Source organism: Candidatus Culexmicrobium sp., from assembly GCF_058356305.1.
The window spans coordinates 14,949-26,135 of record NZ_JBTVBB010000023.1 but is presented as its reverse complement, the minus strand read 5'-3'; the positions used below and the strand labels follow the sequence as shown (position 1 = coordinate 26,135).

The 11,187-nt window shown below is 35.0% G+C and carries 12 protein-coding genes; 6 read left to right on the top strand and 6 right to left on the bottom strand.

Going from position 1 to position 11,187, the window contains the following annotated elements:
* Window positions 1–34 precede the first annotated feature (34 nt).
* Window positions 35–1,102 carry a radical SAM protein gene (locus ACW8TM_RS07240; protein WP_491532619.1) on the top strand — a complete coding sequence of 356 codons (1,068 nt, stop codon included), beginning with the start codon at window positions 35–37 and terminating at the stop codon, window positions 1,100–1,102.
* Here the strand turns inward: ACW8TM_RS07240 and ACW8TM_RS07235 are convergent.
* Window positions 1,095–1,274 carry a hypothetical protein gene (locus ACW8TM_RS07235; RefSeq protein WP_491532618.1) on the bottom strand — a complete coding sequence of 60 codons (180 nt, stop codon included), beginning with the start codon at window positions 1,272–1,274 and terminating at the stop codon, window positions 1,095–1,097. The two genes, ACW8TM_RS07240 and ACW8TM_RS07235, sit on opposite strands and share 8 nt — an antisense overlap.
* A gap of 50 nt (window positions 1,275–1,324) precedes the next feature.
* Window positions 1,325–1,999, bottom strand: coding sequence for a B3/B4 domain-containing protein (locus ACW8TM_RS07230; RefSeq protein ID WP_491532617.1), 675 nt, complete (start codon window positions 1,997–1,999; stop codon window positions 1,325–1,327).
* Between the two features lie 230 nt (window positions 2,000–2,229).
* Here ACW8TM_RS07230 and ACW8TM_RS07225 point away from each other — a divergent pair, with 230 nt between their 5' ends.
* The gene (locus tag ACW8TM_RS07225; protein ID WP_491532616.1) at window positions 2,230–3,003 is read left to right on the top strand and encodes an orotidine 5'-phosphate decarboxylase; all 774 of its coding nucleotides are present in this window, start codon (window positions 2,230–2,232) and stop codon (window positions 3,001–3,003) included.
* On the opposite strand, the gene ACW8TM_RS07220 is transcribed toward ACW8TM_RS07225, so the two are convergent.
* On the bottom strand, window positions 3,000–4,583 hold the full coding sequence (locus ACW8TM_RS07220; RefSeq protein ID WP_491532615.1) for a GTP-binding protein: 1,584 nt from the start codon (window positions 4,581–4,583) through the stop codon (window positions 3,000–3,002). The genes ACW8TM_RS07225 and ACW8TM_RS07220 overlap by 4 nt on opposite strands.
* A 229-nt stretch (window positions 4,584–4,812) precedes the next feature.
* On the opposite strand from ACW8TM_RS07220, the gene ACW8TM_RS07215 reads away from it, so the two are divergent.
* Window positions 4,813–5,280 carry a hypothetical protein gene (locus ACW8TM_RS07215; protein WP_491532614.1) on the top strand — a complete coding sequence of 156 codons (468 nt, stop codon included), beginning with the start codon at window positions 4,813–4,815 and terminating at the stop codon, window positions 5,278–5,280.
* Window positions 5,281–5,284: 4 nt separating this feature from the next.
* Here ACW8TM_RS07215 and ACW8TM_RS07210 read toward each other — a convergent pair whose 3' ends face one another.
* Complete coding sequence (locus tag ACW8TM_RS07210) at window positions 5,285–5,740, bottom strand: YkgJ family cysteine cluster protein (RefSeq protein WP_491532613.1); 456 nt, start codon at window positions 5,738–5,740, stop codon at window positions 5,285–5,287.
* A gap of 74 nt (window positions 5,741–5,814) precedes the next feature.
* Here ACW8TM_RS07210 and ACW8TM_RS07205 point away from each other — a divergent pair, with 74 nt between their 5' ends.
* The 3 genes from ACW8TM_RS07205 (at window position 5,815) to ACW8TM_RS07195 (ending at window position 7,811) form a co-directional block, all read left to right on the top strand.
* On the top strand, window positions 5,815–6,231 hold the full coding sequence (locus ACW8TM_RS07205; protein WP_491532612.1) for a molybdenum cofactor biosynthesis protein MoaE: 417 nt from the start codon (window positions 5,815–5,817) through the stop codon (window positions 6,229–6,231).
* Window positions 6,232–6,297: 66 nt separating this feature from the next.
* A complete protein-coding gene (locus ACW8TM_RS07200) occupies window positions 6,298–7,203 on the top strand; it encodes a fumarate hydratase (RefSeq protein ID WP_491532611.1) in 906 nt (301 codons plus the stop codon).
* A 5-nt stretch (window positions 7,204–7,208) separates the two neighbouring features.
* Window positions 7,209–7,811 (top strand): FumA C-terminus/TtdB family hydratase beta subunit, encoded by a 603-nt coding sequence (locus tag ACW8TM_RS07195; protein ID WP_491532610.1) that lies wholly within the window; start codon window positions 7,209–7,211, stop codon window positions 7,809–7,811.
* A gap of 2 nt (window positions 7,812–7,813) precedes the next feature.
* Here ACW8TM_RS07195 and ACW8TM_RS07190 read toward each other — a convergent pair whose 3' ends face one another.
* Entirely contained in the window at window positions 7,814–8,320 is a 507-nt protein-coding gene (locus ACW8TM_RS07190; RefSeq protein ID WP_491532609.1) for a deoxyuridine 5'-triphosphate nucleotidohydrolase, read from the bottom strand.
* A 35-nt stretch (window positions 8,321–8,355) separates the two neighbouring features.
* Window positions 8,356–11,187, bottom strand: coding sequence for a DEAD/DEAH box helicase (locus ACW8TM_RS07185; protein WP_491532608.1), 2,832 nt, complete (start codon window positions 11,185–11,187; stop codon window positions 8,356–8,358).

The window sequence follows — 11,187 nt, the reverse complement described above, 5'->3', positions numbered from 1 at the left end:
ACTTATTTATCTAGACAGTAATGGTTTAGATGATATGTATAATGAAAGTTTGTTTAAGTATTTGACTGTGAGGAAAGCTTTGCTTTATGAGTCCAAGCGTGGTGATTTAGTTCAATGTAATCTTTGTGAGAGAAGATGTAATATCCCAGTCGGTGGATGTGGTTTCTGTAGGACTAGAGTTAATATTGGCGGTGATCTATATACCTTGGTTTATGGTGATTTAAATGCTATTGAAAGTAGACCAATTGAAATAAAGCCCTTCTTTCATTTTTGGCCCGGTTCAACAGCTTTAACCTTTTCCACTTGGAGTTGTAATTTTAATTGTCCTTGGTGTCAAAATTGGCATTTGAGTAAGCAGTCCCCTGAACCTAAAACCGCCATGTTTATTTCTCCTGAAAAAGTAGTTAGAAAAGCTCTGTTAAATGGAGATGAGGGTTTATGTGTGAGTTTCACTGAGCCTACATTACTTTTTGAGTTTTCAGTGGAGGCATTTAAAATTGCATCTAAATTTTCGCTTTATAACACTTATGTTAGTAATGGTTACATGACAATTGAGGCGCTTAGAATTTTGAGGAATAGTGGTCTTGGCGGATTAAAAATTGACATTAAAGGTGATGAGGAGGTTTATAGAAGGTATTGTGGTGGATTGAATGTTGATTTTGTTTGGAGAAATGCTAGAGAAGCAAAGAGAATGGGTATTCATGTGGAGTTAGTTAACTTAATTATAACTGACGTAAATGATGATGAAGAGTGTATTAGATGGATTATTGAGAGGCATTTAAAAGAGGTTGGACCTAATACTCCAATTCATTTCACTCGTTATTATCCTGCATATAAGTTTCATAATCCTCCAACTAGAATTGAGAGACTGGAATTTGCATATAATTTGGCTAAAAGGCTTGGTGTTAATTTTCCATATATTGGGAATGTTCCTGGCCATCCCTATGAGAACACCTATTGTCCAGAATGTGGTGAATTGCTTATTAAGAGACATGGCTATACTGTTGTGAGTTACCGTATCTCTAAGGATAATAAGTGTCCTAGGTGTGGTGAAGTAATTCCAATAGTGGGTAAATATGTTGGGAAGCGGGGGTTTATTTAGTTTCCATTATTTTATCGAGTTTTTCCATTATTTCATTTAGTTTTTTATCTATTTCATTTTGCTTTTTAATTATATGCATTAAGAGTTTAAGAACATCTCCTGTCCAGTGCGCGTCAAGTATGAGTGGTTCAATTGGAGGTAGAGGTAGTTCAGAGCTTTTATCTTTTCTCATGATAACACCTAGATGAGAATATTATATTAGAGGTAATTAAAGAAAGCGGTTTAATCTACAACTTTAATTTCTACAATTCTTCCACCACAATATTCAACTATGTTTCTCGCTGCTTTTTCAGTTGCTTCTAGAACCTTTTTCATGGGGATGGCTGGTGCTCCACAGGCGATGATTAAGACATTCCTTGTTTCTTCAGTTATTTTTGTCTCGTCTGAATCTCTGTGGGGATATAGGTTTATAATTTTTTCAGCGTCTGAAATAACTAGCTGTCTGCTGATTTCTTTCTCTTCTCCTCCAATTTCCTTGAATTTCTCTCCAGGCTTTGACCATCTTAAGAATAAAGGCTCCTTTATTTTATCATAGTCGTATGCTCCGATTGGTATTTTGGTTTCTATTGAAGCGAGATTATAGGCATCTACTGCTGTATTTATACTTGGAATATTCTTGCCTCTCAAGATTCTTCTAATTAGTGCCTCTGCTGAGGGCCTCTGCTTTGTCGGGTCTATTTTAATTTTCCAATAAAATTTTCTGTATGCTTTTATTAGGGGCATGTTTTTTAGATCCTCAACTTTAATTTGCTTTTTAATTTTCTCCTGGGTTTCCTTTACCTTTATTTTTAATTTCTCATTACTTCTTTTTACATGAATACCTTTAATTAAGGCTATCCCCATGACTATATTTTCAAATTCTTGCTTCACATTATTGGTAATGATGACTTCTACCATTTTCTCCCTATATCAGTATAGATGAGTATGAAGTAAATTTTTCTTTTATTAATTAAGGGGCTCAGTTCTGGTGTCATTCTTCATTGATTAACTTGGAAATACCAGCCTTCTTCATCGCCCACTATATTAACTAACCTTTTTCCTTAAATTTGTCTCGTTTATATTTAGGAGTAGTTAACTTTAAATTTCCTCTAATTAATTTAGTTTTAAGGTCTGGGGGGATTATTTAATTGTTTAAGGATGAACTGAATAGAATTGCCCTGGAGAGGGGTAGTAGAATTATCTTAGCTTTAGATCCTTCAGCTTTACCTAGAGACCTATCTCCTGAACACTTGAAGAATAGGGCGATTAGAATTCTTAGAGATGTTAGTCCATATATTTGTGGTGTAAAGATAAATATGCAACTTTTACTTCCACTTGGACTTTACTTTGGTGTTAAGGCTATTATTGATTTTGCTCATAATCTTGGTTTGCCTGTGATTATGGATTGTAAATTGAGTGATGTTGGTCACACTAATGCTTGGGCTTCTCGCCATTATTTTGAAGCTGGCTTCGATGCTATGATTATTAATCCTATAATTGGTTGGGCTCAGGGTGCTGAACCAATATTTCAAGTTGCTATGGAATATGGAGGAAGAGGTATAATTTTACTAGTTTACACTACTCATAAGGCTGCTCCTGAAAGTTATGAGTTAATTGTCAGGGATCCAGAGTCTGGTAAAGAAGTTTTTCTTTATGAGTTGTTTGCTCGGAGAGCTCTAGAATGGAATGCTGATGGCGCCATTGTAGGTGGTACTTATCCAGAAAAGATTAGGGTTATTTCAAGAATTCTTCAAGATAAAGTTCCAATATTTTCACCTGGCATAGGAGTGCAGGGGGGTAGAATAAAGGCTTGTTTAGAGGCTGGCTCGAAATATTTTATTATTGGTCGCTCAATTTTCAATGCTGAAAATCCGGTGAGGGCAGCTAAATTCTTTAGGGATTTAGCTCTGACTGAATCTTAGAATGTCTCTAATATTATTCCAAATCCCTTTGTTCTTCCCTCTCTAAATACAAACCAGTCTCCCTTACATATATATTCTGGTTTGAAGCAGAATTCCAATTTTACAATTGATGTGTCTCCTGTTCTTAGAGGTTCCTTTTCCATCTCAATGAATTTTGCTGACTGTCTAATTGTATGGATGTGCATGACAGCTTGATATCCTCTCTTAATTGTTGTTGGATGATGTAGAATAGTTACTCTTGCTTTAAAAGATCTTACTGCCTTGGGTGTGGCGTTTCTACCTAAAATGCACATGCCCTTTTCCACCTCGTCATAGGAAACATTTCTTAGGGCTAAGCATACTTCTTGGCCAGCTACAGCTTTGTCGACGTTTACTCGGTTTACATGTATTGATCTTACTCTAACCAGTCTAAAGCTTCCATCTCTAAATGGACCTAATTGCATATAATCATCTACTTTAACTTCTCCTTGGAGTGCAAGTCCACTTACAACTGTTCCTACGCCCCTTACATTGAATTTTTCTTCTACATACATCTTGAATGGTTTGTCAAGTTTTTCTTCCCACTTAAGTCTTGGTGGAAGAACGTTTAGAAAGGTTCTGAGTAATTCTAGGCCTTCACCAGTTGTATTGGATACGAGGAAGATTGGAACTATTCTTCTGCTTGCCATGTTTCTTGCTGTAACTATAACGTCGTCAATTTCATTTACTATTATTGGGATCTTATTTATTCCTGGCTTTTTCAATATTCTTACAACTTCCTCTATTACTCTTGATGTGATTTCTCTTGGCACCATATCTATCTTTGTTATCACAATGAATACTGGAATTTTTAGTACTAGGGCTATTCCTAGATGTTCCTTTGCTGTTCCAATAAATCCTGCATTTGCTGCTACACATAGCATTACGTAATCTGGTGATCTGCCTGTTACTCCCTTTAATGTTGTTCTCAAGTATCTTTCATGTCCACCTAGGTCAACGAAGCATACTAGCTTTGAGCTGTTTAGGAAGACTTCTGCTTCATCTAGTGGTGCGGCTAAATTGTAGTTTACTATGTTTCCTATTTCATCAAATCCTAGAAAGTGGCTTGATATTGAAGATGTTCTACCTGATTTTAATTCATGTAGGAATCTTACTACTTTGCTTCTTGCTAAGCCATTTCCATCATCTAATTCTCCTGAGCATAATACGCTTATTAATGTTGATTTTCCACTATCTACATTCCCAAGGACAGGGATCATTACGTATATTGGAAAGTCTTCTTTAACCATTCTTACTAGTAATTCTAGGACTTTGCCCTTTTTCCCTCGGCCTTCTCTTAGAATGCTTATTTTTGCTCCAATTTTCTCAGCTGCCATTTGTAGCCATCGTAGTGTTTCCGTTATTTCTTCTCTGGATAATCCTATAAGTGTTCCATCATCAGCTACCCCTATTTCATAGATAGCTTCTCCTCCTCCTTCTCTTAATCTGTATCTCATTTGACTTGCCAGTTTCTCTATTCTTTCCTTGTCGGGTTTTATGATCTTTAGTTTATACTCTATGTTTCCTTCTTCTTTTTCTCTGCTAAGCCTCTTCCATTCCATATTTTACGCCTACATTAATATGTGATTCATGTTTATTTAACTTAAATTTGCTATTATATATATTTGAGTATGTAAATCTTGTATTTGGGTTAGCTGGATGTGGGTTTGAATGTGTAGCTTTAAAATTTCAGGTTCATCTATATTTTATTATAAGTTTAGCTCTATGGATCCTGCGCTATTTTTTGATAATTTTAAGTCATCTCTAATGTCACTTTGGTCATTTAAATGTGTGAATAGAGGATGCTTAGTTTTTGATGAAGGAACTATTTCTAAGTTGAAGTTGCATATTGATCCTTCATATGAACGATTTGTAATTGAGGTGGTCTTTGATGACTTTAAGTTTTTCCGAGATCTATTTATGCTCTTTAATCTATTAGTTCAAGACTTCATGTTGCTATGTAGATTAATGTTTAGTATTGATGTTTTAGATGAAGCATGTTTTCTTAGGATTGTTGATAGAGTTAAGCGATTGGAGAAGATGGGGTTAATTGAGGATACTGAAAAAAATGCCTTTAGATGTTCTATAGCTTTTAGAGGGAAAATCTTTAATTTTGCTTTCCATGGTGAGCTTATTAAAATTGAAGTTATTGCTGATTTAGAGAATCGTAATGATTTTATTAAGTTTCAAGAGTTAATCAATTATATTTCTAGGAAGTCTATTATGAATCGTCTATTTAGTTTATTAAGGATTTGTTAACTGGTTATGGATATTTCCTATATTTTCTCCATAATTTTACAATTTTTGGTATTATGTTTCTTATGGGATATCCAATTCCTACTCCTGGACATGTTGCATCCACGTATAGGTAAAGTGTTGTGCCATTAATTTCAATTCTCGCATTTTTCTCTTCTTCTCCTTTCAATGGTTTTCTTGATATGTGGAAGGGATATAGTTTGCAGCATCCCGGCCTTTCAAGGTAAATTTGACAGTATGATATAGGTCCATTGAATTTTAGAAATATACATGAACCATCATTTTTCTTTACTAGGTAATACTTTTCTCCTATTTGAATTGCTACTGGTCCATATTTACGTGTCATTTCTAAAACTTCAATAAATTTTAGTGGTATAGAGAATGCTCTACAACAGTATCCGCATCTTATGCATCTCCATCTTTTTGCTTCTTGCCATCCAATGTATTCATGTCCTTTTTTCATTTTTCTCCATCGGCAAATTAAATAAGGAGTTTACCTTAAATCTTACGCTTCAAATTTTATTTTGGTGAGGTTCAATGGGAGTGTCGCTTGGAAAGATTAATGATATTGACTTATATGAGTTGATTAAAAATTTAAAGTCTTCCTCTAGAAACGTTGGGTGTGTTATTTTATTTATTGGGGTTGTGAGAGGGGAAGCTATTACTGGTGATAGTGTTGACCATTTATTTTATGAGGCTTATCAGGAACTTGCTGTTAAGAAAATGGGGGAGATTGTTAATGAAGCTATAGATGGAGAGAAAGTATTCTCTGCTTGTATTCATCATGCCTTAGGGAGAATTAATGTTGGAGAAGAGACTATGATTGTCGGTGTAGCTGCTAAACATAGAAGTGAAGGTTTTAATGCTATTCAAAGAATGATTGATAAAATTAAGAGTGATGTGCCTATATGGAAGAAGGAGGTTACCGACAAGGGTGAATATTGGATTCATTAAAATTAATTTGACTTTTCCATGATTATCTTTATCTACTTCCTAATATGAACTTTTTTAGGGATTTAAATGAATGCTAGGTTAGCTTCAATTATAGAGCGTGCTACTGTTCTCCTATTAAAGGGTGCAACTACTATGCTACCTCCTGATGTTATACAAGCCCTAAAACATGCTAGGGAAATCGAGGATAATCCATTAGCTATTGCCCAGTTAAATGCTATACTTGAGAATGTCAGGATTGCCGAAAAGGAGGGTGTTCCGATTTGTCAAGATACAGGGCTAATAATTTTCTATGTGTCTTTAGGGGAGAATTTCCCTCTTAAGGGTTCTATTTATGAAATTTTGAAAAAAGCAACTGTAAAGGCTACTAAGGAGATTCCACTTAGACCCAACGCTGTAGATTTAGTTACTAAGAGAAATACTGGTGATAATACTGGTAGATTTATTCCTTGGGTTGAATTAGAAATTGTACCCAATAGTGATGTTCTTGAAGTAACTGCTTTTCCTAAGGGTGGAGGTAGTGAATATCCATGTATAGCTAAAGTGCTTTCTCCTGCACAGGGATTAACTGGAGTCAAAAAACTTGTTGTTGATGCTGTTGCTGAGGCTGCTGCTAAGCCTTGTCCTCCAATCTCCATTGGAGTTGGAATTGGTGGAACAATAGATATTGCGATGAAATTGGCTAAGAAAGCTTTATTGAGACCTATTGGTGTTAGACATGAAAATTCCTTTATTGCAAAGCTTGAGTCAGAACTCCTTGAATTAGTGAATTTGTTGAATATTGGTCCGCATGGAGTTGGGGGTAAAACAACTGCATTAACAGTTAACGTTGAATTTGCACATAGACATCCAGCAGCATATCCAGTTGCTGTTACTTTCAATTGTTGGGCAGCTAGACGTTCAAAGATGCGAGTGTATTCTAATGGTGATGTTGACTTCATTACTCATAAGAAATTAAGTGAATTTTGGAGGTGAATGAGGTGGCTGAATATTATTTAAGGACCCCTATTAGTGAGGATGAAATAAGAAAATTGCGGGTGGGCGATGTTGTTTACTTAACTGGAATCGTAGTTACTGCTAGGGATGCTGCACATGCAAGGGCACTTGAACTATTAAAGAAAGGTGAAAAGTTACCTGTAGAGTTTAATGGCTTAGCGGTATATCATTGTGGACCTGTTGTAAGGCGGCTTGATGATAGGTGGGAGGTAGTGGCTGCTGGACCGACTACTAGCATGAGAATGGAGGTTTATGAAGCTGATTTTATTGAAAAAACTTCAGTTAGAGTCATTATTGGCAAGGGTGGTATGGGGAGTAAAACTGCTGAGGCTTGCAGGAAGTTTGGAGCGGTTTACACAATCTTCACTGGTGGTGCTGCAGCACTTGCAAGTAAAGCTATGAAGCGAGTTGTGAAGGTGGAATGGATTGACTTGGGAATACCTGAGGCTTTATGGGTAATTGAAGTTGAGAATTTTGGTCCCTTAATGGTGGCAATAGATTCTAGTGGAGAAAACTTTTATGAGCGCTTAAATAGAGAGATTCAGAAAAGATTGAGAGAAATAGTGTATCCTAGAATTGGCTTGTAAATTTACTTTCTATTTTTTATATTTTCATATTGATATTTACCTGAATATTGTTTATTTGGTTTTTCTATTAGTTTTATGAATATTAGTTGTAATAGTCTAGCGTTTTTTTCTAAGGTTATTCCATGCGGATTGAAGACGACTAATAGGCTTTCACTTCTTCCTTTATAGCCGGGATCCCATACCGCAGTAAATATTGTAGCTCCACTTCTCAGTAGTGAAGATCTCGGTAACCCTATCCCTATAACGTCTACTGGAACTGATATTATTTCATTGAATCTGACTTTATATGAGCCTGGTGGTAGAAAGATTTTTCCATTAGAGTCAAATTTAAGTGGTGTACATCTTGATATTTTGCGTTTAATGTTTGTTAAATCTATGTATCCAGCATCTTCAAATTTTTCTACTTCCCTTAGTGTAAGCTCTATTCCTGCTGGTTGAATTTGTATTTCATGTATTATTTCCTCTATTTTAATTCCATAGGCTTTTAGTTTGTGTCCGGGTATTATCATTTTATCAGCCCATTTAGCATGGCTTTAAGTCTATTTCACTCCCAATATGGTCTTGTTCTTAAATATTCTTTTTCAGCTTCTAAAATATCTAAGTATAAGTCCTCTTCATTTTTGTGAAGTCTTCTAAGTATTCTTGCTGCTGTTGTTGGGCCTACTCCTCTTGCTGACATTGTGATTATTGCCTTCTTTCCATAGCTCATTATGAGCCCTACAGTCTTCCTAAATTTTTCTATTTCTTCATATTCCTTGGATTTCAATTTTAGTCCTTTCTTCCATTTTTTCAGTTTCTTGATCATATTTGTCTGCGATATTCTCGTCATTCCTATGGCTTTTGCTCCACATTTAGGACATTTTATTTCTTCTGGTAGGTATTTGATTTTTCTTATGGTTTCCCATTGGAGGCAATGGAAGCATATTAATTTTACTTCTTTCTCTATTATTCGGTTTTTTATTAATTGGGCTAGTGTCATCATAGATTTTCTTGGCGGTATTAATTCATGTGGAAGTGATGAATATAGGATTGGCTGTGCTAGTGGTGAGGCGCCTTCTCTTAATGCGTCATAATAGTGTATTTTTATTTCTTCTCTAGCTATCTTTTCCAGGTATTTTCTAAGTGTTTTTAGGTTGAAGTAGTCGTGTAGGGTTTCTCTTAAAGCTTCTTTTTCTACTATTGTTCCACTTAGCATTGGAATTATTTTCTTGATGGCTGATATTTTCGCCTCTCTTGATATTATTCCAAATCTTTTTGCTACATGGTATAATTTCCATTTATAGGCTTCGCTTTTCTTTACTGCTTCTACTACTTCTTTTTCACTTATTGAATGTAACTCTGTTAACAAGTTTTTTATGGATTCAAATTTAATTGCAAGGGGCAGAATTAGCATGATCCTATAGGAATCACTATTCACTCTTATGCTTGTCCTTAATTTTTTGGATAGTAGGTGTCCAATTAATGTTGCTAGGGTTCTATTTGTTTTTGTCCCAAGACACGTGTGTAGGATTACTATTTTTCCCATTTTTTCTATTAATATTTCTCTATTTGTTGGAAGTGGAATTTTATGTTTAATGTGGTTTTCAATTTCCTTTTTTGCTTTTTCTAATGCTTTTTTTGTTAATGGATATGAATTGATTTCTGCTCTGTTAATTATGAGTCTTCTTAGTTTCCCAACTTCTTGTGCAACTTGGAATGGCACAGGTATTAATTCCCCTATCCAAGCTGGAATTGCGCCAAGCTCTTCTTCTACTGGTTCTACAAATACTTTTAATTCCTCTTCGTCGATATGTATGATCTTCCATGTCTTTCCGGCTAGTATAAATGGATTTTCATCTATACCGTGTATGATAATGAATTCTTCATCTAGAGTTCCAATGGCTTTTCTATTCAAAATGTTTATTACCTGGAATTTTTTTACATCTGGTATCATGGAGAGATTTTCATAGTAGTATCTCCAAGTCTTTTTCCCTCTTTTTCTAATAATTCCTTCTTCAATAGCTTCAAACCTAATTATTTTGATTTCAGCTAATATTGACGCTATTTCTCTTAATTCTTCTATGGTCAATTCTTTGTATGGATATGCTCTCTTTAAGACTTCTAGTGCATATCTAAGTTTTACTTTTCCTCTATCCAGTAGAAGTCCAACTAATTGGTGTGCTAATACGTCATATGCATTTTTATGTATCTCTATTTCCTCTAATTCTCTTTTAATAGCTTTTCTGGTAATGACTGCAGCTTCAATTATGTCGTCTACTGTTGATGAAAGGATTACTCCTTTTGATATCTCCCATATTTTATGTCCAGCTCTCCCTATTCGCTGAATTAGATTTGTTACTTGTCTTGGTGACATGTATTGAATGACGAAGTCGACCGTTCCAATATCAATTCCAAGTTCTAGAGATGAGGTGCATATTAGAATTTTTATTTTGCCTTGTTTGAATTGCTCTTCAACTCTTAATCTTTCTTCTCTTGATAGTGAGCTGTGATGTACACCTATCTTAAATTTTGTTTTCATGAGTCTTATTCTCGATGCTAGTGCTTCAGCCATTTCCCTTGTATTGGTGAATATGAGTATTGATTTATATCTTGGAGCAATTTCTATTATCCATCTTATTTTTGCAGCCATTGATGGTATTATCTGAAGTTTTTCTGCAATGTTTTTATCTTCGTTTCTCTCTTCTGCTATGTCAACGCTTATTTCAAATTTTTTCTCTTCTGAAACATTTATGATTGTAATAGCCCTATTGTTTCCAGCTAGGAATTTTGCTATTCTATTTGGGCTGCCTACTGTGGCTGACAGACCTATTCTCTGAAATTCATTTTTACAATTTTCTACTAATCTTTCCAATGCTAATGTTAGTTGAATTCCCCTCTTATCTGTAGCTAAATCATGAATTTCATCTATTACAACCCATCTTACGTTTTTCAAGTGTTTTTTCATTATTCTCCCCGGTAAGATTGCTTGTAATGTTTCTGGTGTGGTTATTAGTATGTGTGGTGGTTGTATGGCTTGTCTCCTTCTCTGCGATGTTGGTGTGTCTCCATGTCTAACTTCTATTCTGATATTTAATTCCTTTGCAATGTTTATCATTCTTCGTAGAACATCTCTGTTTAGTGCTCTTAAGGGTGTTATGTATATTGCTTGTATCCCTTTAACTTCCTTCATACTCATTAAGTGATTAAATATGGGGAGGAATGCTGCTTCAGTTTTACCTGACCCTGTAGGTGCAATTAAAAGTACATTTTTTCCTTCAATTATTTTTGGAATCGCCTTTTCTTGTGTTATGGTTGGAGTTAAGTATCCGAATTTTCTTATAACTTTTAGAAGTCTATTTTCAAGTATTTTGAATACGTTTTCTTGTTTCTTTCCCAT

What these genes read in the sequence shown, in the direction of transcription:
- ACW8TM_RS07240 (WP_491532619.1), top strand. Translation starts at nt 35, where the DNA reads ATGTATAATGAAAGTTTGTTTAAGTATTTGACTGTGAGGAAAGCTTTG.
- ACW8TM_RS07235 (WP_491532618.1), bottom strand. Translation starts at nt 1,274, where the DNA reads ATGAGAAAAGATAAAAGCTCTGAACTACCTCTACCTCCAATTGAACCA.
- ACW8TM_RS07230 (WP_491532617.1), bottom strand. Translation starts at nt 1,999, where the DNA reads ATGGTAGAAGTCATCATTACCAATAATGTGAAGCAAGAATTTGAAAAT.
- ACW8TM_RS07220 (WP_491532615.1), bottom strand. Translation starts at nt 4,583, where the DNA reads ATGGAATGGAAGAGGCTTAGCAGAGAAAAAGAAGAAGGAAACATAGAG.
- ACW8TM_RS07210 (WP_491532613.1), bottom strand. Translation starts at nt 5,740, where the DNA reads ATGAAAAAAGGACATGAATACATTGGATGGCAAGAAGCAAAAAGATGG.
- ACW8TM_RS07205 (WP_491532612.1), top strand. Translation starts at nt 5,815, where the DNA reads ATGGGAGTGTCGCTTGGAAAGATTAATGATATTGACTTATATGAGTTG.
- ACW8TM_RS07200 (WP_491532611.1), top strand. Translation starts at nt 6,298, where the DNA reads ATGAATGCTAGGTTAGCTTCAATTATAGAGCGTGCTACTGTTCTCCTA.
- ACW8TM_RS07190 (WP_491532609.1), bottom strand. Translation starts at nt 8,320, where the DNA reads ATGATAATACCCGGACACAAACTAAAAGCCTATGGAATTAAAATAGAG.
- ACW8TM_RS07185 (WP_491532608.1), bottom strand. Translation starts at nt 11,187, where the DNA reads ATGGGAAAGAAACAAGAAAACGTATTCAAAATACTTGAAAATAGACTT.